Source organism: Rhizobium sp. SYY.PMSO, from assembly GCF_046840415.1.
Taxonomy (GTDB): domain Bacteria; phylum Pseudomonadota; class Alphaproteobacteria; order Rhizobiales; family Rhizobiaceae; genus Rhizobium.
In genome coordinates this window covers 2607966-2633915 of sequence record NZ_CP177349.1, presented here as the reverse complement: position 1 = coordinate 2633915, position 25950 = coordinate 2607966, and the positions used below count along the sequence as shown (strand labels likewise).

The following is a 25950-nucleotide window of genomic DNA, read 5'->3' as shown; positions in this document are numbered from 1 at the left end:
GCAGCCGGAGCGAGCCTCTTTACCTTCGAAATCAGCATTCGACATCTATCCGCGTTGCGAAGAGTTTCGACATGGTCGTTCCCGTCGGATCGTTGAAGAAGGCATCCGTCAAGGTCGCCCTGTTTTCGGCGATCACCTCGTCCGGATTGGGGCGGACGACCTTCTGCGTGCAGCTCTTGAAGGCATCGCCCTCCGTCACCAGCTCGTTGTCGCTCGGGAAATCGATCGAGGTATAAAGCGTCGGGTCGTAAATGCCGAAGCTCAATTTGTTGCCCTTGGTGAGCGGCATCGGCTCGGACGGCTTGACGGCGAAGAACATCAGGAGCTGGCCGTCGCGATAATCGACATTGATGACGTCGGGCTTGTCGACCTTGATGGTTTTGCCGTTGAGCGTCAGGTTCGTGTAGTAATCGTAGTCGGCAAGCGAATCGCGCACGGTCTTGCCGACCTCCTTCAGTTCGTCCGGATCGAGCTTCAGATTGGTGTTCTTGTCGAAATCCATGAGCACGGAGGAGGAGAATACCTCGTCGAACCGCCAGACATTGCGCAGTTCCTGCACATTGCCGTCCGGGCCCGCGAGCACTTCGAGACGCGCCTCCACGAAAATATGCGGGTGCGCCGATACCGCGGCCGGCACGAGCAACAGGCCGCCGGTCAGGGCAACAGCATAGACGGTCGTGGATTTTCTCATGCGTCCGATATGTTTCGCGAGCATTGATTCACTTTGATGTCTGGTCAGAAAATGAGACGGAATTGGGACCGGCCGGGGCGCCTGCGGCACTTCAGCCGTGCTTGCGGAACCAGTTGTAGAGGTAGTCCACAAAGATGCGCACCTTGGCCGGCAGATAGCGCCGGTGCGGATAGACCGCGTAGATGCCGCGATCGGTCGGCAGATAGTCGTTGAACAGCGTCAGCAGCTGCCCGCTTTCGATCGCCTTGCGGCCGATGAAATCCGGGACGATGGCGATGCCGAGACCGGCCAGCGCGGCGCGCAACGTGGCATGCGGGCTGTTGACTTCGAGCGGGCCGTTGATGGCGACGTTGAAGGTGGTGCTGTCGGCGTCGACGAAGCGGATATTGCCTTGCGAGCGGGTGTTGGTGTCGATGATGAAAGGTACGCGGGCTAGATCGCTCGGATGTTCCAGGGCAGGGTAGCGGTCGAGGAATTCCCGGGTTGCGCACAGATGGACGCGGAAATCCGAGATCTTGCGGGCGATCATGCCCGAATCCTCGAGCTTGGTAATGCGCACGGCGACATCGAAACCTTCCTCGATCAGGTCGACGAAACGGTCGTCGGCGGCGATTTCCAGCGCAAGGTCGGGGTTTTCCCTGGCGAAATCGATCAGCGATTGCCCGACATCGGCATCGACGAAAGTACGCGGCACCGAAACGCGCAGCCGTCCCTTGAGCTGCTGGTTGTTCTCGCGCACGAGGTCGGCAAGATTGTCGATCTCCTTCAGGATGTCGGAGGCGGTGCGATAATAGGTGTGGCCGGCTTCCGTCATGGAGAACTGCCGCGTCGTGCGGTTCAGCAGCAGCGCGCCGAGTTCGTCCTCCAGCTCGCGGACATATTTGGACAGCAGCGCCTTGGAGCGGCCGGTCTTGCGTGCGGCCGCCGAAAACCCTTCGGCTTCGACCACGTCGATAAAGGCGCGAATCCGGGTCAAAGTATCCATGGCGAAGCCTCCCGTTAACTGTTGCAGGATGTTGAACAAAACGCCTCGATTTGTTCAATTATTTTTTTCGGGCATGGACCAAAAATTTTCTTGATTATGACGGCGAATATTCCTATTTCCCGATCAGCCCAAAGTCGCACGTGCCCGTGGGTGTCCGCCGATCCTCGATGTGGTGAGAAAATCGGTAAGGTACCTGGAATTAACCCCTCCAGTCGCTATTCCGGCCAACCGGAAAATGCGAGGACATCTGAAGCAACGACGGTGCGGGCCTTTTTGTTCTCTCCCGGCTTTCCATCAGCCGGGGATACTGAAGAGGCACACCTTCATTGCCGGAAGTGCGGTTGGGATACTCCCTCCAATCCATGGCAGACAAAGCGAATTAGCGCCGCTTGCGGCACTGGTTCATCATCCGCGCTTCGCGCATTTGCACGGTACCGGGGTCTCCACCGGCTGGTTCCTGAGCGAATGAGCGTCGCCCTTTGTCCTCTGGGTTCTCCCCGGAGCTTTTGGAATTGAAAGGGAATGACATGACCACGCAACGTATTCGCGATTTCCTCGCTACCCGACGTCCGGACGGTCCTTGCCTGGTGGTCGATCTCGATGTCGTCCGCGACAATTTCCATGCCTTCCGTCATGCCATGCCGGACAGCGCCATCTACTATGCCGTCAAGGCCAACCCGGCTCCGGAAGTGCTGCGCCTGCTCGCCAGCCTCGGCTCCAATTTCGATTGCGCGTCCGTCGCCGAAATCGAAATGGCGCTCGATGCCGGCGCGACCGCTGCCCGCATCTCCTACGGCAACACCATCAAGAAGGAGCGCGATGTCGCCCGTGCGCATGCGCTCGGTATCAACCTCTTCGCCGTCGACAGCCACGAGGAAGTCGAAAAGATTTCCCGTGCCGCTCCCGGCGCCCGCGTGTTCTGCCGCGTCCTGACGGACGGCGAAGGTGCGGAATGGCCGCTGTCGCGCAAGTTCGGCTGCGTTCCGCAGATGGCCGTCGACGTTCTCGTCTACGCTCACCAGCTCGGTCTGGAATCCTACGGCGTGTCTTTCCACGTCGGCTCGCAGATGACCAAGGTCGATGCCTGGGACGATGCTCTCGCCGATGCCAAGCGTGTCTTCGTCTCGCTGGCCAAGCAGGGCATCCACCTGCAGATGGTCAACATGGGCGGCGGTTTTCCGACCAAGTACCTGCGCGACGTCCCAACGGCCGAAGCCTATGGCAAGGCGATCTTTGCGTCTCTGCGCGCCCATTTCGGCAACCAGATCCCGCACACGATCATCGAGCCGGGCCGCGGCATGGTCGGCAATGCCGGCGTGATCAAGGCTGAAGTCGTCCTGATTTCGAAGAAGTCGGACAACGATGCCGCTCGCTGGGTGTTCCTCGACATCGGCAAGTTCGGCGGTCTCGCCGAAACCATGGACGAGGCTATCCGCTACCCGATCCGCACGGAGCGCGATAGCGACGAGATGGAGCCCTGCGTCATTGCCGGCCCGACCTGCGATTCGGCCGACGTGCTCTACGAGAAGAACCTCTATCCGCTGCCGGTGTCGCTCACCATCGGCGACGAGGTCCTGATCGAAGGCACCGGCGCCTACACCACGACCTACTCGGCTGTGGCGTTCAACGGCTTCGACCCGCTGAAGGCCTACATCATCTAAGGTCCGGCAAGGATCTGAATTCCGACAAAGCCGCCCCCGTAGCCAGCCGGGGCGGCACCCTCACAATAGTTCGTCACCACCGCTGATAACGGTATTGGGCACGGGAGGCCGAGATGGCCGCTGTTCTTGATTCTGTCCGCGCATTCTTTGCGCCATCCACTTTCACCCTCGACCTGGAAAACGCAGGCGATGTCGTCGCGCGCGAAAACCTGCTGGATCGTGCCATGGGACCCGACCGCCGCAAGAAGTCGTCGGAAAAGCTGCGCCAGGGCCGCGTTCCGGCCGAAGGCCTGGCGCTGGTCGCCCGCGATCGCTCCGGTCACGTCGTCGGCACGGTGCGCCTGTGGAATGTCGAAGCCGGGGTCGACCGCGAGACCCGTCCGGTCGATGCGTTGCTGCTCGGCCCGCTGGCCGTCGATCCCGCCTATGAAGGCAAGGGCATGGGCTCGGCGCTGATGCGCGCCGCCGTCATGGAAGCCAAGAAGCGCGGCCATGGCGCCATCCTGCTCGTCGGCGATGCGCCTTACTACGAGCGCTTCGGCTTCTTTGCCGCAAAGGCCCGCCATCTTGTGATGCCGGGCCCGTTCCAGCGCGACCGGTTCCTCGCTCTCGAGCTCAAGGAAGGCTGGCTGGACAGCGCTGCCGGCTTGATCGTTGCCAGCGGCCGCAAGCTCGCACAGCCGCCCGTATCAAAGGCGGCGTAAGGCGAACGAACAGCTCTGAAGTCCTGTTACGCCTTCGCCGCCCTGGCCGAGGCGTTTCCACGTTTCCATTTGGCAGCCTTCACATTGTCCTTTGCCCAATCGTAGCCATCCGTCGGCGTTTTCAGGAAAGCGGGGATCTCGGCATCGTTCAGGGCATGGAGAACCCATTCGAGCTATCGACGGAGCATGACATTTCCATGAAGGGGGCGGTGGGGAGATTCCACCGCAGCTGTAGTGCATCCTCCAGGATTTCGTCGGTCGAGTGGCGGGTTTTCTCACCCGCCCTCGGGGTCGAGGCGGCCCATCGCCTGACGCTAGATGTTCTGATCCATCGTTTCGGCCGGGATCTCGTCGGCGCGATGAATACGGACGACCGTGGCTGGTACGCCGGCGACGGTGCAATGCGCTGGAACGGGCTTCACCACCACGCTGCCGGCCGCGACCTTGCTGAAGGCTCCGACTTCGATATTGCCGAGAATCTTGGCGCCGGCGCCGATCATGACGCCATGGCGGATCTTCGGATGCCGGTCGCCGCTTTCCTTGCCGGTGCCGCCGAGCGTCACGTTCTGCAGGATCGACACCTCGTCCTCGATGACGGCGGTCTCGCCGATGACGATGCCGGAGCCATGGTCGAGCATGATCGAGATGCCGATTTTCGCGGCCGGATGGATATCCGGGCCGAAGACGAGCGAGACGAGGTTGGAAAGCCAGCTGGCAATTTCCTTGCGACCTTCGGTCCAGAGCGCGTGGGCGATGCGATGTGTCTGCAGGGCGTGAAAACCCTTCAGGTTGAGAAGTGCATGCAGATAGGTGGTGCAGGCGGGGTCGCGGGTGCGGACGGCGACGAGATCCGCCTCCGTCGCCTGCAGGATTGCGGGATGCCGATCCAGCACGTCGGACAGCAGCGACAGCATGTCGCCGTGCTCGATCCTGACGACGCAGAGCCGGGCGGCGAGTATATTGGCGAGGCTTTCGGCATTGGAGCTGCCGGCAAGCAATTGCGTCCGCAGCAATGGCGCGAGCGTCGGCTCGTGCGCCGCAAGCTCGATGGCTTCGCAGCGAATCACGTCCCAGACGTTATCGGCTGGGGCAGGGGTGTTTCCGGCAACTGCCGTTCCCGACTGGGGCATGATCCTTGTCTTCCCGTTTAGAGCGGTTCAGCGTTTCGTCGAAGCGCTGAACCGCGCTATTTTATTTTTGTTCTTACGCAATTCCGGCTGAAAGACCGTCATCGCCGTTTGCCGGAATCGCTCTCAGGCCGAAACGTCGACAACGCCGCAGTCGCCGGCTTCGGAGGCGAAGGCCAGCAGCTTGCCCGACTTGCTCCAGCTCATCGAGGTGATCGCGCCCTTGCCCGGTCGGCGCAGCAGCGCCTCCTTGGCGTCGCCGAGGCGCACCGCGAGAATCATGCCGTCGATGAAGCCGATGGCGAGGATATCTTCGGCCGGATGGAACTTGACCGAGGTCGCCATGATGTTGGCGCGGGTGCCGAGTTCCAGCGGCGCCTTGCCCATCGGGCCGTCCTTGCCCTGGAAGGGCCAGACGATCGCCGCCGGGGCGCCCGACGAAGCGAGCCATTTGCCCTTGTTGGACCAGGAGAGCGACTTTACCTTGGCCGGATAACCGGTCATGCGCATGTGCCGGGCCTCGGCGCCCGGTTTGGCATCCAGCTTCCAGCCGTGCAGGGCGTTTTCCTGCATGGTCGTGACGATGAACTGGCCGTCCGGCGAAAAGGTGACGCCCGTATGGGCACCCTTCCATTCGAGGTTGACCGGTTGTGCGCTCATGCCGACCCAATGCAGCGACACGCCGTTGTAGCGGGCGACGGCGATACGCATCCCCTTGGGAGCGAAGGCGATGCCTTCGACGGTGCGCTCTTCCGGAAACTCCTTCGTCGTGCCATCGGACAGGCGCGCAAAGGTGCTCTTGCCATAGGAATAGGCGACTGCGCCTTGCGGACCGGCAGCGACCTGGCCGATCCATTTGCGCGGCGCCTCGGCGAGCGTCGTCGTGCTGCCGTCGGAGGCGATCCGCAGCACCTTGCCGTCCTCGCCGCCCGAAATCAGGCTCTCGCTATACGGATCGCGGATGCAGGTCAGCATCCCCTGATGAGCTTCGGTGACTTTCTCGCCGCCTTCGAGGCGGTGGATTGCGCCCGCGGCGCTGGCGAAAAAGGGGGTGTCACCTAAAAATTCGACGGCCAGAACATGGCCGTCGATATCAAGCGGAGCAACAGTCGGCATCAGGCAGACGCCTCGCAGGCCTTGAAGCTTGCTTCCAGCTTTTCGCGGTCGAGCTCGCGGCCAATGAAGACCAGCCGGCTCTCATGCCTTTCACCATCCTTCCAGGGACGCTGATGATCGCCTTCGATGATCATGTGCACGCCCTGGACGACGTAGCGCTCGGGATCGTTCTTGAAGGCGATGATGCCCTTGAGGCGCAGGATGTTCGGGCCTTGCGTCTGCGTGATCTTCTGGATCCAGGGGAAAAAACGCTCCGGGTTCATCTCGCCGCCGCGCAACGAAACCGATTGCACGGTGACGTCGTGGATCGGCGACAGGCCGTGATGATGATGGTCATGGTCATGGTCATGGTCATGGTGGTGATGATCATGATCGTGACCGTGACCGTGGTCATGATGGTGGTGGTGATCGTGATCATGGTCGTTATGGTGATGATCGCAATCCGGGCCGCAGACATGGTCTTCGTGGCCGTGCTCGAGGAAGTGCGGGTCGTTTTCGAGGGCGCGCTCCAGGTTGAAGGCGCCCTGGTTCAGCACGCGGGCGAGATCGACGCCGGAGCGGGTCGTCTTGTAGATGCGGGCGGCCGGGTTGATGGCGCGGACGACATCCTCGATCTGGGCCATTTCTTCCGGGCTTACGAGATCGGACTTGTTGATGACGACGACGTCGGCAAAGGCGATCTGGTCTTCGGCCTCGCGGCTGTCCTTCAGGCGCAGCGGCAGGTGCTTGGCGTCGACCAGCGCGACGACGGCGTCGAGCTCGGTCTTGGCGCGGACATCGTCGTCCATGAAGAAGGTCTGGGCGACGGGAACCGGATCGGCCAGGCCTGTCGTTTCGACGATGATGCCGTCAAAACGGCCGGGGCGGCGCATCAGGCCCTCGACGACGCGGATGAGGTCGCCGCGGACGGTGCAGCAGACGCAGCCATTGTTCATTTCGTAGATTTCTTCGTCCGACTCGACGATGAGGTCGTTATCGATGCCGATCTCGCCGAATTCGTTGACGATGACGGCATACTTCTTGCCGTGGCTTTCCGAAAGAATGCGGTTGAGCAGCGTCGTCTTGCCGGCACCGAGATAGCCGGTGAGAACGGTGACGGGAACGGGCTTTTGCGTGGCTGTTTCGGTCATGGGAGCCTCGAAATATGGAAGGTTGCCCCGGGGAGCGGATATTGGTCGGGTTCCATATAAGGAGTTGGAGACGTCAGTTCAAAGGCTTTTATATGTTATAAGATCACATTGGCTTGCGGACGGTCGAGCCGGCCGTCGGCTCAGGCCAGCGTCGTCGCGTCGAATTTGTCGACATCCTCCAGCAGCTCGACGAGCCCCTCGACTGCATGCGCCATCAGCCTTTCGCCCTTCGCGGCCGTCGCGGCGCCCGCATTGCCGGCGACGCCCTGCCGGTTCAGATCGGACATCTTCCAGCCGAAGGCGTGGGGGCCGTAAGCGCGCAGATGCTTGAAGCGCGCGGCGAACTCCGACTGGCGCGAGGGGAATTTATCCGCCTTCGCCATATCCACCTTTTCCGGATGGAGCGCGAGCATGACCGATGTTTCGATGTCGCCGCCGTGGATGTCGATGGCCTTGTCCTCCGGCGCGATCAATCCGTCCGGCACGCCGAAGCGCGTCCAGCTCGTCGCCACCGCCAGCATGCCGAAGCGCACGCGCGCCTCCGTCGCGACGATGGTCATCAGCGGAGAATTGCCGCCATGGGCGTTCAGCATGACGAGTTTGCGGATACCGAGCTTGCTCAGTCGCGCGGCGATATCGAGCCAGCGCCTGACGGCATCGTCGAAGGTCAGCGTCTTCGTGCCGGCGACATCCATATGCTCGACGGAATAGCCGACGGACTCGACGGGCAGGAAGGTGATGGGTAGATTGGCCGGCAGAGCAACCTTGAGGCGCGAAACGATGCCTTCGGCAATGAGCGCATCGGTTTCGAACGGCAGATGCGGCCCGTGTTGCTCATGGGCGGCAAGTGGCAGCACGGCAATCCATTTTGCCCGTTCTTGCGGTGTCAATGTTTCATCATTGTCATCGAAACATGGCAAAGGATACGCCATCTGAGAGTGTGCCTCTTGTTTATGTCAATAACCTGCGCAATGTCATAGCGTGATGGCGTAGCGACGAAAAGGTCAGCGGAATCACGATGGGCAAGAAGAACAAGGTCGGGAAGAAAAGTAAGTCAGGTAAGAAGAAGGATCACCGTGACTACACGCTTGCCGATCTGTCGCCGGCACTGACGCAGGCGGCGCGGTCCATGCGCACGGTGATGACGCGCAGCCTGACGGCGAGCGGCCTTTATGCCGGGCAGGACGGCGTCATCCTGGCCCTGGCGGCAAGCGACGGTCTTCCGGCCGGTACGCTGGCGCAGAAGCTCGGCGTGAAGGCGCCGACCATGACGCGCACCATCGGGCGCATGGAGGCGCAGGGCTTCGTCGAACGGCGGCCGGATGCCGAGGACGCGCGCCTGACCAAGGTCTATCTCACCGAGACGGGGCGAAACAGCGTCAGCGAGATCGAAAGCTCGGCGGCGAGCTGCGACGAACTCGCGACGCGCGGCTTCTCCGAAAAGGACATCCGCTCCCTCGTGCGCCTGCTCAAGGCGATCGAGAACAACCTACAGGCGGGCGACGGCGGCGAGGACGAAGACGAATTCTGAGATTCCTCGAGAATTCGTGTTGCGCGACGTGATTAAAGCTTTTAATTAAATATTTTAAATTCCGGAATCGTACAACGGACGGAATATGTTTACGGCTGCGTTTCACGGGGAGGGAGCGCGTGGCGCAAAAGATAAAGCTTTCTACGATTGCGGAAACGCTCGGCATTTCAACGGCAACGGTATCTCTGGCCTTACGCGACAGTCCGCTGGTCGCGGTGAACACGCGCGAGAAGATCAAGGATCAGGCCCGGGCGCTGGGCTATATCTACAACCGCCGCGCGGCGAGCCTCAGGACATCGCGGTCCGGCATCATCGGCGTCGTCGTGCACGACATCATGAACCCCTTTTACGGGGAAATTCTCAAGGCGATCGAAAGCGAGCTCGACCGCAGCCGCCATACCTTCATCCTTTCCAATCATTACGACTCGGTCGAGAAGCAGCGAACCTTCATCGAGACGCTGCTACAGCTCGGCGGCGACGGCGTCATCATGTCGCCGGCGATCGGAACGCCGCCAGAGGATTTCGAGCTGGCCGAGGAAAACGGCATGCCGGCCATCCTCGTCGCGCGGCAGATCGAGGCGCTGGATCTGCCGACCTTTCGCGGCGATGACAGTTACGGCATTTCGCTTGCGACCAACCACCTGATCAGCCTCGGTCATCGCTCGATCGCGATGATCGGCGGCACGGACCAGACGTCGACCGGCCGCGACCGCTATCAGGGCTATGTCAATGCCTTGCGCAAGGCGGGCATCGACGTCGATCCCGAGCTGCGCATTCCCGGCGCGCGCTCCAAGCAGGGCGGCTTCGAGGCGGCGGTGCATTTCCTGTCGCTGCCGCAAAAGCCGACGGCGGCCGTTTGCTGGAACGATCTGGTCGCCATCGGTCTGATGAACGGCATTTCCCGCGCCGGTCTCGTGCCGGGGAGGGACATTTCGGTGACCGGTTACGACGATCTGGAAGAGGCGGCGATCGCGACACCGGCGCTGACCACCGTCTGGAACGGCCAGGCCGAGGTCGGAAGGCTTGCGGCGCGAGCGCTTTTGGATAGGTTGGCAGGAAGCCATGAGCCGGATGGTATTCACCTTATCAAGCCGGAGATGCGCATTCGCCAGTCCACTGCGCCCTACAAGGCGCGTTAGGACGATTCAGCCCTTCACGGAAACCCTGAACCGTTCTATCTCATTGTTTCCATGCAATTCCGGAGGAAAACCGTTGCGCAGTTTTCCTGGAATTGCTTCAGCTGCGCCGAATCCTGTCTCAAGAGGAAAGATCCATGTCCGATAACCGCATTGCCATCCTCGTTCCGGGGAAGATACACCCGCGCGTTCTTGAAAGGCTCGGAAAACAATTCGACATCGTATCCGTCGATCGCGACGGCGGCCCCAAGGTCGATGCCGCCACGGCGGCCCGCGTGCGCGGCGTCGCCGTCTCCGGCGGCTTCGATGCTTCCTGGATCGATGCGTACCCGAATATCGAAGTCATCGCCAATTTCGGCGTCGGCTATGACGGGATCGACGTCAAGCACGCGGCATCCAGGGGAATCGTCGTCACCAACACGCCCGATGTGCTGAATGACGAGGTTGCGGATACCGCGGTCGCGCTTCTGCTGAACACGCTGCGGCAGTTTCCGAAGGCGGAAGGCTGGCTGCGTGACGGGCGCTGGGTGAAGGACGGGGCATTTCCGCTCTCGCCCTTTTCGATGAAAGGGCGCCGTGTCGGGATCTACGGCCTCGGCCGCATCGGCCTGGAAATCGCAAAGAGGCTGGAGCCGTTCAAGGTGAAGATCGGTTATCACACGCGCTCGCCGCGCGACTCCTTGCCTTACGACTATTACCCGACCCTGAAGGAAATGGCGCAATCGGTGGATACGCTGATTTCCATCGTTCCGAAGACGCCGGAAACGCACAAGGTCATCAATTCAGAGATTCTGTCGGCGCTCGGGCCGCAGGGCGTGTTCATCAATGTCGGCCGCGGCTGGTCCGTCGATGACGATGCGCTGATCGACGCGCTCGGCAACGGCACGCTGGGTGCGGCCGGCCTCGACGTCTTCTATGACGAGCCCAATGTTCCCGCCGGCTATCTCTCGCTGCCCAATGTTTCGCTGCTGCCGCATGTGGCGTCCGCATCGGTGCCGACGCGCAACGCCATGGCCGATCTCGTCGTCGACAACATCGTCGAATGGTTCGCAAAGGGGCAGCCGGTGACGCCGGTGCCGGAAACGCCGGTCAAGCCGCGCGGCTGATCACACGGCCTTCTGCGGACGGGGAGCGGCGGCAAGCCGCTCCTTGCTTGCCGCGTAATCGCGCACGGCATCGCCGAAGGCCACGAAAAGCTTGCGCGAGGGCGAATCCGTTTCCGCCCAATATTCCGGATGCCACTGCACGCCGACGGCGAAGGACTTCGCGCCGATGACGGAGACGGCTTCGATGGTGCCGTCTTCGGCCAGCGCCTCGACCTGCAGCCGCGGCGCCGTGTCGGCAATCGCCTGGCGATGCAGCGAGTTCACACGAACCTCGCCCGGCCCGACGACGCGGGCGATGCAGGAGCCTTCCTTGACGAAAACGCTCTGGCGAATGGAATACATCGTGTCGCGGTCGACATTCTGCGGCTTGCGGTGGTCCCATATGCCCGGCTGATCCTGGATTTCGCTTGCCAGCGTACCGCCGAGCGCGACATTCAGCTCCTGAATGCCGCGGCAGATGGCAAGCATGGGAATGGCGCGGTCGATCGCATGGCGAATAAGCGGAAGGGAGGTGGCATCGCGCGCCGGATCGAAGGGGCCGTCGCTGTCCTGCGCTTTCTTTCCATAGAGCGACGGATGCACATTGGTCGCCGAACCGGAAACGAGCAATCCGTCGACGCGATCCAGAATGGCATCCGCATCGTTGCCGTCCTCCAGCGCCGGAACGATCAGCGCCATCAATCCCGCCGCCTTGACCGCTGCCTGGACATATTGCAGCTGCGCCGCGTGCCAGCGCGTGCCGTCGAACTCACGGATGTCGGCGGGAATGGCAATGATCGGTCTGGACATTCAGGGCTCCGCAAGCTGCAAGACGGTTAGGCGCCGAGACCTCTGGACGACCATGATGTCAATCCGAAGGCAGATACGCGTGCCATGAACTTACGCGAAGACGGCCCGACCGGCAACGCACAGTGGTCTGCGCGAGGCTTTGTTTCCCAAGGGCGTGCGGATGTACAGGAATCGCCATAATGCAGTGCGAGAGCAAACTTGAAAGACTGTGTGCGGCATGGTTAGCTCCATCGCTTGCGCCGCGACGGGGACGTGCCGTTCCCCGGCAATGCCGTCCGTATGGGAGAATTCGATGGATCGCCGTTCCTTCATCAGGCGGGCAGGCGCCGTTGGCGCAGGTGCGGCCGCCTCTGCGCTTGCAAGCCCGGCCCTTGCCCAGGAGTATCCGAAGATCACCTGGAAGATGACCTCTTCCTTTCCCAAGAGCCTGGATACGATCTATGGCGGAGCGGACGATATCGCCGCGCATGTGTCCGACGCGACGAACGGCAATTTCGTCATCCAGACCTACGAGGCCGGCGAGATCGTGCCCGGCGCGCAGGCGGCCGATGCGGTGAGCGCCGGCACGGTGGATGCCGCGCATACCTGCTCCTACTATTTCTCCGACAAGGACCCGACCTATGCCATCGGCACGGCGCTGCCGTTCGGCCTCAACGCCCGGCTGACCAATGCCTGGTTCTACCAGGGCAACGGCAACAAGCTGATGAACGAATTCTATGCGACCCAGGGCATACTGGGCTTGCCGGCCGGAAACACCGGCGCCCAGATGGGGGGGTGGTTTCGCAAGGAAATCAATACGCTCGACGATCTCAAGGGCCTGAAGATGCGCATTGCCGGCCTTGCCAGCAAGGTGATCGAGAAGATCGGCGTGGCGCCGCAGCAGGATATTCCCGTCAACGGCGTATATGACGCACTGAACAAGGGCACGGTCGATGCGGTCGAATGGGTCGGCCCCTACGACGACCTGAAGCTGGGGCTGCAGAAGATCGCCAAATATTACTATTATCCGGGCTGGTGGGAGGGGGGTGCCGTGGTGCACGCCTTCTTCAACCTCGAAAAATGGAATGCGCTGCCGAAGAATTACCAGGCGATCCTTGCCGACGCCTGCGCTTTCGCCAATACTAACATGCTGGCGAAATACGATGTGAAAAATCCCCAGGCGCTGAAGGATATCGTGCACGAAGGCGTTACGCTGCGCCCGTTCAGCCAGGAGATCATGGAGGCCTGCTTCCAGGCAGCCAGCGCGCTCTACGCGGATATTTCCAAATCCAACGACTATTTCAAGCGCATTTACGAGGATCAAGTTAGCTATAAGAAGGATGCATATCTTTGGATGCAGCTTTCTGAGTATACTTTTGATACATTCATGATGATTCAACAGCGCGCGGGTAAGCTTTGATTGTATTCCATAAGTCTTTAGTGATATCTTGTTTTGCCCGTTGATGACTGAATATTATATTTACGGTAGAGTGCGCTGGGACTCATTGCACTAATACGATGCGGATCGTAACCTAAATTCAATGTAAATTACCGACACGATTGGAAAATCTGTCCAGATGCGTGCTATTTGGGCAATCAAATTTTAAAAAGTTTCGACTAGGGTGTCCGCCGCATCAGGGGAAGTCTGAATGAAGCCTCCAAGTCCGGACACCGTGCCGACAGATGTTTATCTGTCGTTCGTCAGTTCGCTTTTCGGAAACCGTAAAACACTCTTTACGGGCGTGTTCGTTCACATCCTCACATATGTCGTCGTTTTTCTCAGCACGCGCGCAAGCATCTATCTCGTACTTTGCCTGGCTTTCGCCGCCGTATTCGGCTTGCGCATGTATTCGTTCTGGTTGTTCGACGCGGCCGACAAGCATGGTTTCACGCGCGCCGATATCGCCAAATGGGAAACGCGCTATGTGATCGGCGCGGCGGCGACGGCATCGATTCTTGGTATCGGCAGCGGCTATGCGATCCTGATCGTGCAGGATCCGCTGGCGGAATTCATCTGCATCGCCGTTACGATGGCGTCGATGGTATCGATCGTCGGCCGCAACTACGGTTCGCAGAAGGCGATCGACCTGCAGACGCTCGCCTGCTGCCTGCCCATCATCATCGCCTGCCTGATGTCGCAGCAGCTGTACAAGGCGATCGTTTCCATCATGCTCGTGCCGTTCGGGCTGACGACGCGGGCGATGGCAAACGGCGTGCGGGAGTTTCTTTACAAGAATGTCATCGCATCGCGCGAGATATCGCTGATCGCCGACAGGTTCGACACCGCGCTCAATAACATGACGCACGGGCTGTTCATGCTCGACGCCGACAATCGCATTCTCGTCGTCAACCGCAAGGCCTGCGAGCTTTTGAATTTCGCGCATCCGGAACAGCTCAAGGACTGCGAGTTCGACGTCGTCCTGCGCTACGGTGCGCGCCATGCCTTCATCGACGGATCGCTGCCGGGGCTCATCCAGCGGCAGATGGCGCAGCTTGTCGGCGGCACGCTGTCGCGCACCCTCATTCAGTTCAGCGAGGATCAGTTTCTGGAGTTTTCGGCCAGCCGCCGCGCCGACGGGATCGTCATCCTGATCTTCGAGGACGTGACCGTGCGTATCCGGGCGGAGCGCAAGATTCTGCATATGGTGCGCTACGATCCTTTGACGGGATTGCCGAACCGCGAATATTTCGTCGAGCTGGTCAAGGAAAAGCTCGCCGCGCGCACGCGGGAAAGCCAGATCGGCATCCTGGTCCTCGATGTCGACGATTTCAAGCACGTCAACGATACCAAAGGCCATATAATGGGCGACCGGCTGCTGGTCGCCATCGGCGAACGTCTGAAGGAGTTCGCCGGCGCCTCGGCCATCGTCGCCCGGCTCGTCGGCGATCAATTCATGCTGTTCTTTGCGAACGAGAACAATGCGCCCGACATCGATGCCCGCATCCGCGAACTGCACGCGGCGATGACCGGCACTTATAATGTGGACGACAACAGCTTCCGGATTTCCGTCAGCGGCGGATATGTGACGATGTCGAGCCGGGAGTTCCGGCCGGAAGAATGGCAGATCAAGGTCGACCTGGCGCTATTCGACGCCAAGTCGCGGATGAAGGGTGGCTGCACGGCCTTCGAGCAGGAGATGGACGCGCGCTACGTCGAGCGCCAGAAGCTGAAGGACGATTTGCGCGAAGCGGTGGAAGCCGGCCGGCTTCACGCCGTCTATCAGCCGATGTTCACGCCTGACGGCTCTCGCATCGACTGTTGCGAGGCCCTGGCGCGCTGGATTCACCCGGAGAAGGGCTCGATTCCTCCGAATATCTTCGTGCAGATCGCCGAGGAGATGGGCATCGTCGCCGGCATCACCCGTTTCATGATCAATCAGGCCTGCCGGGACTGCGTTTCGTGGCCGGCGCCGCTTGCCGTCTCGGTCAACCTTTCGGCGCAGGACCTGCGCAGCGACGATATCGTCGGCATCGTCATGGAGGCGCTGGATGCATCGGGGCTGGAACCCTCGCGGCTGCATCTCGAAGTCACCGAAAGCTGCCTGATGGATGAGGTGACGATCGTCCGCTCCATACTTGCCGATCTGCGCGCCAAAGGCATCACGATTGCGATCGACGATTTCGGAACGGGATTTTCCAGCCTCAGCTATCTCGATTCGCTGCCGGTCGACGTCGTCAAGATCGACCGGTCTTTCGTGCGCGACATCACGACCGACAGCCGCCGCTTCAAGCTGCTATGCGGCATCGTCGACCTTTCCCGTGCCCTCAGCCTCCATATCGTGATCGAGGGCGTCGAAACGCTGGAGCAGCTGGCGCTTATCGTCGAGAAGAATCTGGCCGACATCATCCAGGGCTATGTATTTTCCGCACCCGTATCGCACGAACAGGTGGTCGAAATGGTCGACAGCCTCAGCCGCCGGCTGCCCGGGACGCGGCAGGACCACGTCGCCTGACCCGGCGGCAGAGTATCGTCGCCGCGGCGCGACAATAATCTGACGGGTGGCGATCGTAATGCGCTACCACAATTATCCATTCCGATCGTCCATCGCATTCCAGGCTGATTATCCCGGCTGTAGATCGGAGATTCGCGCTCGTTTTATTCGGGCCGGCGGGCGGGCGGATGCAGCATTGTCACCGCATACAGCAACGATAAGCTTGGCCGCTTTTGCAGCGTCAATTCTATACAGATATTGGTTAAGGAAATTAACCTTAATGAACGAATAGTTAATAAAAATTAAATCAAATATTGATCAAATTGTCCGTTACTCCCAATAATGTTTCGTTAACCATTACGGAACATGAACCATGACTCATATGAGTGCTTTGCAAGGCAGCTTTGCCGGCAAGCTGATGGCGGTGCTCGATCACGTAGAATACCGCCGGATCGAAAGCTGCGAAGATATGGAGGGTGTCGCGCGGCTACGCTACAAGGCCTACAAGGCGCGCGACGTCTTGCCGGTTGCGGCCAAGAATCTGATCGATGACATCGACTTCGACGACCATGCCTATGTTTTCGGCGTCTATTATTATGAAGAGCTGGTGAGCACGGTGCGGATACATCATGTCACGCCGGATCATCGCGTATGCCAGTCGACCGGTATTTTTCCCGAAGAAATCCACGCTTTTCTCGATGCCGGCATGACCCTGATCGATCCGGCGCGTTTTGCCGTCGACCCCGATTTCGAGCTGGAATTGCCGGCTCTGCCCTATCTCACGCTGCGGCCGGCGATCGTCGGCGCCATCTATTTCAACACGGATCGCGTAATGCAGCACGTCCGTCCGGCACATGCCGCCTTCTACAAACGCGTCTTCTATGCCGATACGGTGGTGCCGCCGCGCATGACCAAGACCTATGGTTTCGAGCTGACGCTGCTGGCATCCCGCTCGAAGGAGATTCGCGGCAAACTGATGAAGCGATATCCGTTCTTCAATTCCGAGCCTTATGAACGGCGCCTGATGTTCTCGCGCAATGAGGACACCGGCTCGCCGCCGTTGACCATTCTGCCGACGGCGCGGCTGGCAAGCGGCGGCCGGCGCGAAATCCGCGGGCAGTTCGGCTAGATCATGCCCCTCTGCGACCTTCTCGTGCATTGCATTTTTCCTCGCTTTGTGTAACCCCTCGGTAGAGGAAATTTGGCTGCGGCATCTCTTTGCGGGATGCCGCGGCTTTTGAGGACAAACTCCGGCCGCCAGTCCGCGTGATCTGCCGGGGGAGAGGATCAAGGGGAGATTTCTGAATGGCCGAACATCATACCGGACCGGTCGAAACCGGCGCTGCCATGGACTACAAGGAGCATGAGAAGACCTACAATCTTTTCATCTCGGGCGCCAAGGTCGGATCTGCGATCGTTGCTGCATTGCTGATCGCGATGGCGGCAGGCTTCTTCGGCCATGCGGGCTTCCTCGGCGGCATCCTTATTTTCATCGTCCTTTCCATCGCCAGCATCATCCTGTTGCGCTGACATTCCAGCGTTGACCGACGCCGGACCGGTTCGGTCCGGGCCTTCCCGTGAATCTGCAGGCAGCAGCGCAGCCCCGTTCGGGCGTGCCGCCGTTTGATGCGAGGTGTGGTCGTTGAGCAATCTGGTTTTCGTAGCCAAGGAAAGTGTGGCGGAAGAAACGCGTGTCGCGGCTTCCGTCGAAACGGTGAAGAAGATGCGGGGTCTGGGCTTCGATGTGGTGATCGAAGCCGGCGCGGGCGCCTTGTCGCGCATTCCGGATGCCGAATATGAGGCCGCCGGCGCACGCATCGGCACCGTCGACGATGCGCGGGCGGCGGATGTCGTCCTCAAGGTCAGGCGGCCGACGAGCGCCGAGATCGCCGGCTATAAGAGCGGCGCGATCGTGATCGCCATCATGGACCCGTACGGCAACGAGGCCGCGCTCGCCGAAATGGCGCGTGCCGGGCTGACGAGCTTCGCCATGGAGCTGATGCCGCGCATCACGCGCGCGCAGTCGATGGATGTTCTGTCGTCGCAGGCCAATCTGGCCGGTTATCAGGCGGTCATCGAGGCTGCGGCCGTTTACGACAGGGCGCTGCCGATGATGATGACGGCGGCGGGCACGGTGCCGGCGGCAAAAGTGTTCGTCATGGGTGCCGGCGTTGCCGGCCTGCAGGCGATCGCCACGGCAAGGCGCTTGGGCGCGCTGGTGTCGGCGACCGACGTGCGGCCGGCAGCCAAGGAGCAGGTTGCCTCGCTGGGCGCGAAATTCATCGCCGTCGAGGACGAGGAGTTCAAGGCGGCGGAAACCGCCGGCGGCTATGCCAAGGAAATGTCGAAGGAATATCAGGCGAAACAGGCGGCGCTCGTTGCCGATCATATCGCCAAGCAGGACATCGTCATCACCACGGCGCTGATTCCCGGCCGGCCGGCGCCGCGCCTCGTCAGCCGCGACATGCTGAAAGCGATGCGTCCAGGTGCCGTTGCCGTCGATCTCGCCGTGGAGCGAGGCGGCAATATCGAGGGCGCCGAATACGGAGGGATCGCCGAAGTCGAGGGCGTTCGCGTAATCGGTTATCCCAACATGGCGGGCCGGATCGCCGCCAGCGCCAGCGCCCTCTATGCCAAAAACCTCATCACCTTCCTGGAAACGATGGTCGACAAGGACAGCAAGAGCCTCGGTCTCAACCGTGCCGACGAGCTGATCAAGGCGACGATGCTGACCGATGGCGGCGAGGTCGTGCATCCGAATTTCGTCGATCCCGACCAGCCGACGGTCAACAAGGGAGATCTCTGAGATGGCCAGCCAAGCAATGGACCAGGCACTTCGGCAACTGAACGACGCCGTTACCGCCGTCACGACCGCCGCGGCGCATGCGCCGGAGACCGTCAGCGCCGCGACCGGCGGAGCGATCGATCCCTTCGTCTTCCAGCTGGCGATCTTCGTGCTTGCGATCTTCGTCGGCTACTACGTGGTCTGGTCGGTGACGCCGGCCCTGCACACGCCATTGATGGCGGTCACGAACGCCATCTCCTCGGTCATCGTCGTCGGTGCCTTGCTGGCCGTGGGCATTTCGGCGAGCGGTCTTGCCACCGGCTTCGGCTTTGTGGCGCTGGTGCTCGTGTCGGTCAATATCGTCGGCGGTTTTCTTGTCACCCAGCGCATGCTGGCGATGTACAAGAAGAAAGACAAGTGAGGGCGGCATGCTGACCAATATCGCGGCCTTCCTCTACCTGGTGTCCGGCGTCCTGTTCATCCTGGCGCTGCGTGGCCTTTCTCACCCGGCCACCAGCCGGCGCGGCAACCTCTACGGCATGATCGGCATGGGCATCGCCATTGCCACCACGCTGGTACTGGCAACGCCATCCTTCGGCGGTTTCGTGCTGATCGTTCTCGGTCTTGCCATCGGCGGCGGAGCGGGGGCTTATATCGCCCGCGTCATTCCGATGACGTCGATGCCGCAGCTTGTCGCCGGCTTCCATTCGCTCGTCGGTCTCGCAGCCGTTCTCGTGGCTGCTTCCGCGCTCTATACGCCGTCTTCCTTCGGGATCGGCGACATCGGCCATATTCACACGGAAGCCCGCATCGAAATGGCGATCGGCGTTGCGATCGGCGCGTTGACCTTCACCGGCTCGATCATCGCCTTCCTGAAGCTGGACGGGCGCATGTCCGGCAAGCCGATCCTGCTGCCCAGCCGGCACATCATCAATGCCGCCCTGCTTGTCCTGATCGTGTTCTTCGTCATCAGCCTGGCGGCAAGCGAAAGCCACTTCGCCTTCTGGGCCGTCGTCGCGCTGTCTCTGGCGCTCGGCGTACTGCTGATCGTGCCGATCGGCGGCGCCGACATGCCAGTCGTCGTGTCGATGCTGAATTCCTATTCCGGATGGGCAGCCGCCGGCATCGGCTTCACGCTCGGCAATCTGGCGCTCATCATCACCGGCGCGCTGGTGGGGTCTTCGGGTGCGATCCTGTCCTATATCATGTGCAAAGGCATGAACCGCTCCTTCGTCTCGGTCATTCTCGGCGGCTTCGGCGGCGAGACGACGTCGGGCGGAGCCGATAATTCCGACAAGACCGTGAAGCTCGGCTCGGCCGAGGATGCCGCCTATCTGATGGCGAATGCCTCCAAGGTCATCATCGTTCCCGGTTACGGCATGGCGGTGGCGCAGGCTCAGCATGCGCTGCGCGAAATGGCGGACAGGCTGAAGGCGCACGGCGTCGAAGTGAAATATGCCATCCATCCCGTCGCCGGCCGCATGCCCGGCCATATGAACGTGCTGCTGGCCGAGGCCAACGTGCCCTATGACGAGGTTTTCGAGCTCGAAGACATCAATTCCGAATTTGCCCAGGCCGATGTCGCCTATGTCATCGGCGCCAACGACGTTACCAATCCGGCGGCGCGCGACGACAAGACCTCGCCGATCTACGGCATGCCGATCCTCGATGTCGACAAGGCCAAGACCTGCCTCTTCGTCAAGCGCTCGCTCGGCTCCGGCTATGCCGGCATCGACAATACGCTGTTCTACAAGGACGGCACGATGATGCTGCTCGGCGACGCCAAGAAGGTGACCGAGGAAATCGTCAAGGCGATGAACGAGTAGATTGCCTTTCCTTGCGAAGGCAAGGACGAGCAGCTTCAGCTTCGTTGGCGTTCCATCGTGTTGCGTGGCGCGATCAACGTCCATACCAGGCCGTCGCGTCGGAAATCCACGTCGACGCTGCCGCTGAAGGATGCTGCTGCGTGCGTTTTCGTGACGGTGGTTCCAAAGCCCGTTTCGCGCGGCGGTTCGACGGGCGGTCCGTTGCTTTCCGTCCAGACGAAGCGAATCATCGTTCCGTTTTCGCCGGCTTCGTTCGTCCATTCGATGGTGATCTTGCCTTCGGGTGCGGAAAGCGCTCCGTATTTCACCGAATTGGTCGCAAGCTCGTGCAGAATCAGGCCGAGGTTCTGCACCGCCTCCGGTTTCAGCAGGAAGTCGTTGCCGAGGACCTCGAGCTGCTGAGGTCCCTGCAGGAAGGTCGCGAGATGAATGTCGATCACGCGCCGCAGCGAGACGCCGGACCATTGTTCGCTGGTCAGGACTTCGATCGAACGGGCCAGGCCCTCCAGTCGATCGGCCACGGCGCGCTGGAACGTATCGACGCTGTCCGTCTGCCGGGCGAGCTGCCGGGTCATCGCCTGGGCAAGCGCCAGCAGGTTCTTGGTGCGGTGAACGAGTTCGTGCATGACGAAATGCAGCCGGTCTTCCGTCACGCTGCGGTCGAAGGATGCGTTGGAAAGCGCTACCGCCACCTGATTTGCCTCGATGACGCTGGTGTCGACCGGCGCGACGATCTCGCCCCGTCCCATGCGGTCCGCCATGTCGGCGATGTTCTGGATGGTGATGCGTACCTGCCGCGCCAGCGCATAGACGGCGATGAGCGCGATCAAAAGCAGGGTGACGCCGCCATAGATGAGGAAGCGCCAGGTGCTCATCAACGACGCCTGCGCCGATGCGATAGGTCCCCAGACTACGGCCTTCCAGGACCATCCGGAAATCTGCGCGTAGCCGAGCACCGCGTTGGGTAGCACCTTGTCATCCTGGTAGACGCCGCTGGATGCGATCAGCCTTGGCAGGATGTTCTTGTCGAAGGCGTCGCCCGGCCCGAGGGTCGTCGGGCCGCCGGCGGCCACGACATGGCCGGATTTGTCCAGGACGGCGGCTGACCAGCCCGGTGGCAGGGCTTCCGTCGTCACGAGCTTGGCGAGCTCGTCCGCATCCTGGGTCACGACCAAAGCGGCGCCGGCCGGAGAGTGTTCGAGCGGCAGGGTGACGTTGTAGACCCATCGGCGGGCGTTCGAGCCCACAAAGACATTGGAGGCTTCGATGCGCCCGGACTCCAGCGCCGATTGCAGCGCGGCCAGATTGCCCGTCTTGCCAAGGGGCTTGCCGAAAGGCCAGCGGGTGTTGAGCCGGAGCTGACCATCCTTTTCCATGAGGAGGACGAAGAGGGAATCGGTGCGCAGCACCGTTTCCGTCCGGGCGAAGAAGGTGGCGATGTCGTTGCGTTCCAGCTCCGGCGAAGAAGACAGCAGCCTCAACGTCGTCGCCATATCCTGCAATTGCCGGTCGATGACGCGCGACAGGGCCTGAGCGTCCTGAACCGTGTCGCCTTTCAGCGCATCGCGCTCATTGTTTTCGAGCTGAACCAGCAGCAGTGCCACGAAGGCCAGAATAGGCAAGGCAATCGCCAGGGCAATGGCGATCAGATAGGCACCAATCGACGCTTTCGGAAAATGCAGTTTCCTCATGGGGCGATCAACCGATCGTGCCTCCACGACGGTCAGAAGCGCCGGCAAACGCGAAAGGAATGGTTTTGGTCGTCATGCCAAGCGCCCCCGTGCCCAGACCCGAATTAAATGTTCCCGAAGCACCCATGTTAGGGCCCGGTAAATTGGCTTGCAACATCTGAAAAGTCATCGCCTCGAAATCATAAGCGATATCGGTTATTTACAATTACGACAAAGCGTCCCTCGATTTGCGTAGGCCGTATCCTTCGCCGGCCTGGGCGAAACGGGAGAGCCGGAAAGGGGCAAGCTGGGGATCCTGGCTCTCATCGGTGATCTCCTGCGCTGCGAGCAGGCCGACGAGGGGCGCCAGCGTCACGCCGGAATGCAGGACGGCGAAATAGAGGCCGGGCGCTGCGTCTGTGCCGCCCAGAATGGGAAAGCCGTCCTTCGGTGTCGGGCGATAGCCGATGGTGTGGAAATCGAATTCCAGTTCTTCGCCACCTTTTAAACTCGTCCGGACCCTGGCGAAAAGTTCGCGGGCGGCCGATTCTGGATTCTCGCCGGGATCGGTGCCGCCGAAGTCGCTGCCGGCAACGATCCGTCCTTCCGCCGTCTGGCGCATATGCAAGTGCGGCGCCATCACCAGACCGTTCAGCAGTTTTTGTGTCGGGCGGGAATGGACGATGAGTCCCGGCGGCGTTTCGAGCGGCACGAGGATATCGGCCGATGCCGCAAGCGCCGCCGTGCCCGCGCCGGCGGCAAGAACGACATGATCGGCGTGCATCGCCCCTTGGCTCGTTTCAATGCCGACAATCCGGTTGCCCTTTCGGAGCAGGGCTTTGACCTCGATGCCGGCCAACATGACCGCCCCCCGCCGGCAGGCATCCTTCAGCAACAGCTCGGAGGCCGCGACCGGTTCGACGGCGCCTTCTTCGGCGATATGGAGCGCATAGTCGGGGGGATTGGCGAGATTGGGTTCGATGATCGTGCTGGTGGCCCGGTTGACCGGCTGTATGCCATAGCCCCAGCCATGATGCCGGGCCGCATAGGCATCGAGTTCCGCCTCGGTCAGATCCCAGCACAGCCCGCCGCACCAGGCTAGAGGCAGGCCAGGAAGGTCGGCCGCGAGCCTCGACCATTCGGCCATCGAGCGGTGACGGAACTGGAAATAGAATTCCGGATTGCCCCAGCTCGCATTGATCCAGGCGAAGGAATTCGGCGTCGCAACGCCGCCGATCGTCTGAGCGACGACGGTGACGGATGCGCCCCTGCGCTGGAGGTGCCAGGCAATGGACGCGCCGATGATGCCGGCGCCGATGACGATGATTTTCTGAGGGGAGGGCATGTCGCTGTCTCGTTCGGATTGAGGTGAAACGAAACTAGGCGTTCCGCACGGCAAAGAAAAGCCGCCGGGCGAGGTTCGCCGGGCGGCTGCTTGTCCGATTGCCGGGCGCCTGTATCAGGCGCCGGCGCCGACGCGGGCCAAACCGTCCTTGGCCGGCTGGTAATTGGGGTCGAGGTTGACCGCGTGCTGGTAGGAGCGGCGGGCTTTTGCCTTGTCGCCCTTGCGCTCGTAAACGAAGGCCTGGTTGGCCCAGGATTCGGCGACCTTGTTGTTCAGATCGATGGCGTGGTTGAAATCGGCGAAAGCGTTGTCGTCGTCGTTCTGCGCGAGATAGGAGATGCCGCGGCTGTTATACGGCTCCGGCGAATTCGGCGACAGCGAGATCGCCTTCGAGAAGTCGTCGATCGCCTTGTCCTGCTGGTTGCGCTTCTGATAGATCACGCCGCGGCCGTTATAGGCGCGGCCATCCGTGGTGCCGAGGCTGATGGCCTTGGAATAATCGTTGAAGGCGTCGTTGTCGCGGCCGGCCTGGCGGTAGAGATTGCCCCGGCCGATATAGGCGACGTCGTAATTCGGGTTGATCTGCAGTGCGGCGTTATAGTCGCCGATCGCTTCCGGCAGCTTGCCCATGTTGCGGTAGATGAGCGCGCGGTTGGCGTAAGCCTGATAGAACTTCGGATTGAGCTGGATCGCCTGATTGAAGTCGCCGAGGGCGCGATTGAAATCGCCGCCGCGGCCATAGGCGGTGCCGCGCACGTTGTAGCCTTCGGGATCCTGCGGGTTGGCATTGATGACCGACGTCAGCGACGCGATATTTTCGGAGGAGCCCTGCGCCTTGTCGATGCGGATCACGTTATCGGTGGAGGCGGTCTGGCAGCCGGAAAGGCTGATCGCGGCAAGTATCGCCAGCGCAGGCAGCGCTATGGCGCGCTTCGAAACGAGTAAAGAGAGGTTCGAAGTGCGGAAATTTACGGAAGTCGTCATTGCCATTATCGGGTTCGCTTTCCCCATGCGTCATATCAGGCTGTTCTGATTTAATCCGATTTGCCCAGAGAATAAATCAAAAAGGCGGCGGCGAACGACTCGCCCCCGCCACACATGCATCTGAAAACGTCGAAAAAACGGCGATTACTTCGCAACCAGGCCTTCGCGCTGCGCACGCTTGCGAGCGAGCTTGCGAACGCGACGAACAGCTTCGGCCTTTTCGCGAGCACGCTTCTGCGACGGCTTTTCGTAATAGTCGCGCATCTTCATTTCGCGGAAAATACCTTCGCGCTGCATCTTCTTCTTGAGAGCGCGGAGAGCCTGGTCAACATTGTTATCGCGGACAAGTACCTGCACGAGAATCACGTTCCTTTGGTTTGGTTGATGCCAGCGGCGACTGCAGCGCCAGGAGGCAAAAATATAACGTTCGCGCAGCCGCAGCCTTGCGATTGGTTAGGCGAGATAGCAGATCGGTTTGTCAAAGTCTAGCCAGATCGTGAGTTTGCAGGGGAAAAAGCGGCCTGTCGAGTACCGAATTCAGCTAGCGTTGCCTCCGGCGCTGTTGAACAAGCGATTGGCGGGTGCCGATCTTTGCGACATTGACATGCTTATGTGAGTATTTCGGATCACAGTCACGCATGCTCTGCGGCAATTGCGCCATTTCGGCAATGGTCCGAGCAAAAGGGGAATCGTCTTATGAAATCGCTCGACGCTGCGATCGTTGGAAAGGTGGCGGCATTTGCGCTGGCTCTCGTCGTTCTTGCTGGGGCGCTTGGGCCTGCCACGGCCGGCGAAGTCCGCTTCGGCAAGAACGTTCGGGTCGGCGGCCACGATTTTTCGAACCAGACGTTCGACAGCAGGCACCGTGCAAGAATTTATCTTTACAACCAGAAGCCGCGCAACGAAGGATGCGTCTGGCGCAAGGATGGCCATGGTGGCCGGGTGAAGGTTTGTCACCTGCAGCGCAAGTAGGGTGGGGGATTTATGCACGAGCAGATTATGCCGACCAGCGTTCGGTATTCCGAACGGCTCACATATGCCGCGATGGCGATCATTTTCATAAATCAGATGGTAAATTGGGATAGGACGAGCAGACATTTGGCCGATTCGCCGCTTGCCTTCATCCTCTTGCAAATCGCGTTTCTTTGCATTCAGATTTTCTGGGTTTGGCTGGTTGTTCGCAAACGCACGAACTGGGCGCGCTGGATGACGCTTGCCGCGCAATTCGGCATGGTGTTCGTCATCGGTTTTTCCCTCGGCTTCATTGCCTTCAAGGGCAATCCCGAAGGTACGGCATTGGAACTCGTTTTCCTGATCGTGTCGACATCGTTTTATCTGCTTGCCGCGTGCCTTCTTTTTACGCGTGACGCAGCACCGTGGTTTATTCCGCAGCGGGTCTGAATTTTGCCACGCACGCGTTCGCTGTTCGCAAGCTTCGGCGTTGTCGCCCGAT

At 60.8% G+C, this 25950-nt stretch carries 25 protein-coding genes; 14 read left to right on the top strand and 11 right to left on the bottom strand.

Going from position 1 to position 25950, the window contains the following annotated elements; genetic code table 11:
- Nucleotides 1-31: 31 nt before the first annotated feature.
- Together ACJJVH_RS12845 and ACJJVH_RS12840 are read right to left on the bottom strand one after the other, a co-directional pair.
- Nucleotides 32-691, bottom strand: coding sequence for a DUF1007 family protein (locus ACJJVH_RS12845; RefSeq protein ID WP_412064095.1), 660 nt, complete (start codon nucleotides 689-691; stop codon nucleotides 32-34).
- A 91-nt stretch (nucleotides 692-782) separates the two neighbouring features.
- Nucleotides 783-1676, bottom strand: coding sequence for a LysR family transcriptional regulator (locus tag ACJJVH_RS12840; protein ID WP_112800565.1), 894 nt, complete (start codon nucleotides 1674-1676; stop codon nucleotides 783-785).
- A gap of 527 nt (nucleotides 1677-2203) precedes the next feature.
- Here ACJJVH_RS12840 and odc2 point away from each other — a divergent pair.
- Both odc2 and ACJJVH_RS12830 read left to right on the top strand, forming a co-directional pair.
- On the top strand, nucleotides 2204-3337 hold the full coding sequence (gene odc2 / locus ACJJVH_RS12835; protein WP_112800567.1) for an ornithine/lysine decarboxylase: 1134 nt from the start codon (nucleotides 2204-2206) through the stop codon (nucleotides 3335-3337).
- Nucleotides 3338-3450: 113 nt separating this feature from the next.
- Nucleotides 3451-4041, top strand: coding sequence for a GNAT family N-acetyltransferase (locus tag ACJJVH_RS12830; protein WP_112800569.1), 591 nt, complete (start codon nucleotides 3451-3453; stop codon nucleotides 4039-4041).
- 314 nt (nucleotides 4042-4355) lie between these two features.
- Here ACJJVH_RS12830 and cysE read toward each other — a convergent pair whose 3' ends face one another.
- The 4 genes from cysE to ACJJVH_RS12810 form a co-directional block, all read right to left on the bottom strand.
- A complete protein-coding gene (gene cysE, locus ACJJVH_RS12825; protein WP_412064094.1) occupies nucleotides 4356-5171 on the bottom strand; it encodes a serine O-acetyltransferase in 816 nt (271 codons plus the stop codon).
- A 123-nt stretch (nucleotides 5172-5294) separates the two neighbouring features.
- On the bottom strand, nucleotides 5295-6284 hold the full coding sequence (locus ACJJVH_RS12820) for a WD40 repeat domain-containing protein (RefSeq protein WP_112800574.1): 990 nt from the start codon (nucleotides 6282-6284) through the stop codon (nucleotides 5295-5297).
- Nucleotides 6284-7414: a CobW family GTP-binding protein gene (locus ACJJVH_RS12815; RefSeq protein WP_412064093.1), complete on the bottom strand. Its 1131-nt coding sequence runs from the start codon at nucleotides 7412-7414 to the stop codon at nucleotides 6284-6286. Before ACJJVH_RS12815 ends, ACJJVH_RS12820 begins: the two co-directional genes overlap by 1 nt.
- A 140-nt stretch (nucleotides 7415-7554) precedes the next feature.
- Nucleotides 7555-8346, bottom strand: a complete 792-nt coding sequence (locus ACJJVH_RS12810; protein WP_112800578.1) for a creatininase family protein — start codon at nucleotides 8344-8346, stop codon at nucleotides 7555-7557.
- Between the two features lie 86 nt (nucleotides 8347-8432).
- Between ACJJVH_RS12810 and ACJJVH_RS12805 the strand changes: the two genes are divergently transcribed.
- From ACJJVH_RS12805 to ACJJVH_RS12795, 3 genes are all read left to right on the top strand, one after another.
- Entirely contained in the window at nucleotides 8433-8945 is a 513-nt protein-coding gene (locus ACJJVH_RS12805; RefSeq protein WP_112800580.1) for a MarR family winged helix-turn-helix transcriptional regulator, read from the top strand.
- Between the two features lie 119 nt (nucleotides 8946-9064).
- Nucleotides 9065-10084 carry a LacI family DNA-binding transcriptional regulator gene (locus ACJJVH_RS12800; RefSeq protein ID WP_412064092.1) on the top strand — a complete coding sequence of 340 codons (1020 nt, stop codon included), beginning with the start codon at nucleotides 9065-9067 and terminating at the stop codon, nucleotides 10082-10084.
- Between the two features lie 134 nt (nucleotides 10085-10218).
- Complete coding sequence (locus ACJJVH_RS12795) at nucleotides 10219-11187, top strand: 2-hydroxyacid dehydrogenase (RefSeq protein ID WP_113356237.1); 969 nt, start codon at nucleotides 10219-10221, stop codon at nucleotides 11185-11187.
- On the opposite strand, the gene ACJJVH_RS12790 is transcribed toward ACJJVH_RS12795, so the two are convergent.
- A complete protein-coding gene (locus ACJJVH_RS12790; RefSeq protein ID WP_113356238.1) occupies nucleotides 11188-11976 on the bottom strand; it encodes a gamma-glutamyl-gamma-aminobutyrate hydrolase family protein in 789 nt (262 codons plus the stop codon).
- Nucleotides 11977-12268: 292 nt separating this feature from the next.
- Between ACJJVH_RS12790 and ACJJVH_RS12785 the strand changes: the two genes are divergently transcribed.
- The 7 genes from ACJJVH_RS12785 (at nucleotide 12269) to ACJJVH_RS12755 (ending at nucleotide 20498) form a co-directional block, all read left to right on the top strand.
- The gene (locus ACJJVH_RS12785; protein ID WP_412064091.1) at nucleotides 12269-13375 is read left to right on the top strand and encodes a TRAP transporter substrate-binding protein; all 1107 of its coding nucleotides are present in this window, start codon (nucleotides 12269-12271) and stop codon (nucleotides 13373-13375) included.
- 229 nt (nucleotides 13376-13604) lie between these two features.
- On the top strand, nucleotides 13605-15908 hold the full coding sequence (locus tag ACJJVH_RS12780; protein WP_412064090.1) for a putative bifunctional diguanylate cyclase/phosphodiesterase: 2304 nt from the start codon (nucleotides 13605-13607) through the stop codon (nucleotides 15906-15908).
- Nucleotides 15909-16260: 352 nt separating this feature from the next.
- Nucleotides 16261-17016, top strand: coding sequence for an N-acyl amino acid synthase FeeM domain-containing protein (locus ACJJVH_RS12775; RefSeq protein ID WP_112800591.1), 756 nt, complete (start codon nucleotides 16261-16263; stop codon nucleotides 17014-17016).
- A 176-nt stretch (nucleotides 17017-17192) separates the two neighbouring features.
- Nucleotides 17193-17417: an aa3-type cytochrome c oxidase subunit IV gene (locus tag ACJJVH_RS12770; protein ID WP_112800593.1), complete on the top strand. Its 225-nt coding sequence runs from the start codon at nucleotides 17193-17195 to the stop codon at nucleotides 17415-17417.
- Between the two features lie 112 nt (nucleotides 17418-17529).
- The gene (locus ACJJVH_RS12765; RefSeq protein ID WP_412064089.1) at nucleotides 17530-18693 is read left to right on the top strand and encodes a Re/Si-specific NAD(P)(+) transhydrogenase subunit alpha; all 1164 of its coding nucleotides are present in this window, start codon (nucleotides 17530-17532) and stop codon (nucleotides 18691-18693) included.
- Nucleotide 18694: 1 nt separating this feature from the next.
- Nucleotides 18695-19093, top strand: coding sequence for an NAD(P) transhydrogenase subunit alpha (locus tag ACJJVH_RS12760; protein ID WP_113392944.1), 399 nt, complete (start codon nucleotides 18695-18697; stop codon nucleotides 19091-19093).
- 10 nt (nucleotides 19094-19103) lie between these two features.
- Nucleotides 19104-20498, top strand: a complete 1395-nt coding sequence (locus tag ACJJVH_RS12755) for an NAD(P)(+) transhydrogenase (Re/Si-specific) subunit beta (RefSeq protein WP_112800856.1) — start codon at nucleotides 19104-19106, stop codon at nucleotides 20496-20498.
- A gap of 35 nt (nucleotides 20499-20533) precedes the next feature.
- Here the strand turns inward: ACJJVH_RS12755 and ACJJVH_RS12750 are convergent, their stop codons facing one another.
- From ACJJVH_RS12750 to rpsU, 4 genes are all read right to left on the bottom strand, one after another.
- Nucleotides 20534-22189, bottom strand: a complete 1656-nt coding sequence (locus ACJJVH_RS12750; protein WP_412064088.1) for a sensor histidine kinase — start codon at nucleotides 22187-22189, stop codon at nucleotides 20534-20536.
- A 205-nt stretch (nucleotides 22190-22394) separates the two neighbouring features.
- Nucleotides 22395-23513: an NAD(P)/FAD-dependent oxidoreductase gene (locus ACJJVH_RS12745; RefSeq protein ID WP_412064087.1), complete on the bottom strand. Its 1119-nt coding sequence runs from the start codon at nucleotides 23511-23513 to the stop codon at nucleotides 22395-22397.
- A 114-nt stretch (nucleotides 23514-23627) separates the two neighbouring features.
- Nucleotides 23628-24503: a tetratricopeptide repeat protein gene (locus ACJJVH_RS12740; RefSeq protein WP_113356245.1), complete on the bottom strand. Its 876-nt coding sequence runs from the start codon at nucleotides 24501-24503 to the stop codon at nucleotides 23628-23630.
- A 138-nt stretch (nucleotides 24504-24641) separates the two neighbouring features.
- Nucleotides 24642-24854 (bottom strand): 30S ribosomal protein S21, encoded by a 213-nt coding sequence (rpsU, locus tag ACJJVH_RS12735; protein ID WP_004117638.1) that lies wholly within the window; start codon nucleotides 24852-24854, stop codon nucleotides 24642-24644.
- Between the two features lie 339 nt (nucleotides 24855-25193).
- Here rpsU and ACJJVH_RS12730 point away from each other — a divergent pair, with 339 nt between their 5' ends.
- Nucleotides 25194-25469 carry a hypothetical protein gene (locus ACJJVH_RS12730; RefSeq protein WP_112800603.1) on the top strand — a complete coding sequence of 92 codons (276 nt, stop codon included), beginning with the start codon at nucleotides 25194-25196 and terminating at the stop codon, nucleotides 25467-25469.
- 72 nt (nucleotides 25470-25541) lie between these two features.
- Nucleotides 25542-25898 (top strand): hypothetical protein, encoded by a 357-nt coding sequence (locus ACJJVH_RS12725; RefSeq protein ID WP_162746736.1) that lies wholly within the window; start codon nucleotides 25542-25544, stop codon nucleotides 25896-25898.
- The last annotated feature ends 52 nt before the right edge of the window (nucleotides 25899-25950 follow it).

Excerpts from the sequence above, each read along its gene's own strand:
- ACJJVH_RS12820 (WP_112800574.1), bottom strand. The coding sequence starts at position 6,284 with ATGCCGACTGTTGCTCCGCTTGATATCGACGGCCATGTTCTGGCCGTC.
- ACJJVH_RS12740 (WP_113356245.1), bottom strand. The coding sequence starts at position 24,503 with ATGGCAATGACGACTTCCGTAAATTTCCGCACTTCGAACCTCTCTTTA.
- ACJJVH_RS12775 (WP_112800591.1), top strand. The coding sequence starts at position 16,261 with ATGACTCATATGAGTGCTTTGCAAGGCAGCTTTGCCGGCAAGCTGATG.
- ACJJVH_RS12725 (WP_162746736.1), top strand. The coding sequence starts at position 25,542 with ATGGCGATCATTTTCATAAATCAGATGGTAAATTGGGATAGGACGAGC.
- ACJJVH_RS12840 (WP_112800565.1), bottom strand. The coding sequence starts at position 1,676 with ATGGATACTTTGACCCGGATTCGCGCCTTTATCGACGTGGTCGAAGCC.
- ACJJVH_RS12750 (WP_412064088.1), bottom strand. The coding sequence starts at position 22,189 with ATGAGGAAACTGCATTTTCCGAAAGCGTCGATTGGTGCCTATCTGATC.
- ACJJVH_RS12810 (WP_112800578.1), bottom strand. The coding sequence starts at position 8,346 with ATGGCGTATCCTTTGCCATGTTTCGATGACAATGATGAAACATTGACA.
- ACJJVH_RS12780 (WP_412064090.1), top strand. The coding sequence starts at position 13,605 with ATGAAGCCTCCAAGTCCGGACACCGTGCCGACAGATGTTTATCTGTCG.
- ACJJVH_RS12790 (WP_113356238.1), bottom strand. The coding sequence starts at position 11,976 with ATGTCCAGACCGATCATTGCCATTCCCGCCGACATCCGTGAGTTCGAC.
- ACJJVH_RS12730 (WP_112800603.1), top strand. The coding sequence starts at position 25,194 with ATGAAATCGCTCGACGCTGCGATCGTTGGAAAGGTGGCGGCATTTGCG.
- ACJJVH_RS12745 (WP_412064087.1), bottom strand. The coding sequence starts at position 23,513 with ATGCCCTCCCCTCAGAAAATCATCGTCATCGGCGCCGGCATCATCGGC.
- cysE (WP_412064094.1), bottom strand. The coding sequence starts at position 5,171 with ATGCCCCAGTCGGGAACGGCAGTTGCCGGAAACACCCCTGCCCCAGCC.
- ACJJVH_RS12830 (WP_112800569.1), top strand. The coding sequence starts at position 3,451 with ATGGCCGCTGTTCTTGATTCTGTCCGCGCATTCTTTGCGCCATCCACT.
- ACJJVH_RS12845 (WP_412064095.1), bottom strand. The coding sequence starts at position 691 with ATGAGAAAATCCACGACCGTCTATGCTGTTGCCCTGACCGGCGGCCTG.
- ACJJVH_RS12815 (WP_412064093.1), bottom strand. The coding sequence starts at position 7,414 with ATGACCGAAACAGCCACGCAAAAGCCCGTTCCCGTCACCGTTCTCACC.
- ACJJVH_RS12785 (WP_412064091.1), top strand. The coding sequence starts at position 12,269 with ATGGATCGCCGTTCCTTCATCAGGCGGGCAGGCGCCGTTGGCGCAGGT.
- ACJJVH_RS12795 (WP_113356237.1), top strand. The coding sequence starts at position 10,219 with ATGTCCGATAACCGCATTGCCATCCTCGTTCCGGGGAAGATACACCCG.
- ACJJVH_RS12760 (WP_113392944.1), top strand. The coding sequence starts at position 18,695 with ATGGCCAGCCAAGCAATGGACCAGGCACTTCGGCAACTGAACGACGCC.
- ACJJVH_RS12770 (WP_112800593.1), top strand. The coding sequence starts at position 17,193 with ATGGCCGAACATCATACCGGACCGGTCGAAACCGGCGCTGCCATGGAC.
- odc2 (WP_112800567.1), top strand. The coding sequence starts at position 2,204 with ATGACCACGCAACGTATTCGCGATTTCCTCGCTACCCGACGTCCGGAC.
- ACJJVH_RS12805 (WP_112800580.1), top strand. The coding sequence starts at position 8,433 with ATGGGCAAGAAGAACAAGGTCGGGAAGAAAAGTAAGTCAGGTAAGAAG.